Here is a 1,066-nt window from a genome sequence, read left to right as displayed (position 1 = left end):
GAGGCATTATCAGCGGGCGTCCCTTTGCGGGACATGCTCATGGTAATGCCTTTTGTTTTAACAGCTTTCTGATACTCATAAGATGTATAAACAGAACCTTGGTCACTATGTAACACACAGTTCTCTGGCAGTGCGGGCAGCTGATCAAGTGTGTGTAAGACAAAGTCTGTGTCCTGTCTATCGCCAATCGTAAAAGCAATCACTTCTCCATTGTATAAATCCAATATACTGGAAAGATACAATTGTTTCTGCCCATAAGGCAAATATGTGATATCCGTTACTAGCTTTTCCAGAGGGCGATCAGACTGAAAGTTCCGATCCAATATATTCTCGGCCACGGCATATGGCTGCCCATTCTTCTTGCGCTTTTTCACCTTAACCCGGCATTGCCACTGATTCTTCTGCATAATGCGCTGAACCGTTTTATGATTCATACGCATTCCCTTTTTTAATATGGCTGTGATTTTCCGATAGCCATATCGATACTTGTGTTCTCGGCACAACGTGCCGATTTGTTTTTCTAAATGGTATTTAGGGTTATCTTTCATCAGATTCTTCTTCCAACGATAATAAGATGCTCGTGAGATACCTAAATGAATACAGATATCCTTTATGGTCATTGTGCTGCGCAATGCTTCTACAAGCTCGACTGGCGTTTCGCTATCAGCTTCCTTTCCAATTCGTTGTACTTTTTTAACACTTCATTCTGTTGTCTCAGATAACGATTTTCTGCCTGCAGTTTCTCTAATTCGGAAGAATACTCTGGACCTTTTCCATAAGAATATTGCTTTCCGACAGGTTGTTCGAATCGATGTGTGTCCCCAGCTTTATACCACCTGACCCATGTCTGCACCTGCGTCTTATTCTTTATATTCAATTCCTGCATGATCTCCTTCACAGGCACGCCCGCCAATCTCATTTCTACAGCCTTCTGTTTGACTTCAACCGGATAACTCACTCTTGCCCTCATAGAAAAACACCTCCAAGTCTAATTTCGGATAACAACGATCCGTTTTCAAACTTGAAGGTGTTTTTTGTTTGTCTCATATTATGGGGTCAGTCCCTA

The 1,066-nt window shown here is 42.0% G+C and carries 1 pseudogene; it reads right to left on the bottom strand.

The features are described 5' to 3' along the window. Positions 1–970 (bottom strand): annotated as a pseudogene (locus tag BGM27_RS00005) (IS3 family transposase); the annotation flags it as partial. Positions 971–1,066: the final 96 nt, after the last annotated feature.

The sequence above is a fragment of the Bacillus sp. FJAT-27001 genome (assembly GCF_019039175.1).
In the GTDB taxonomy this organism is placed as follows: Bacteria; Bacillota; Bacilli; order Bacillales; family Bacillaceae; genus Bacillus; species Bacillus velezensis.
The sequence above is the reverse complement of the archived record's forward strand: the minus strand, read 5'-3'. Positions and strand labels throughout refer to the sequence as shown.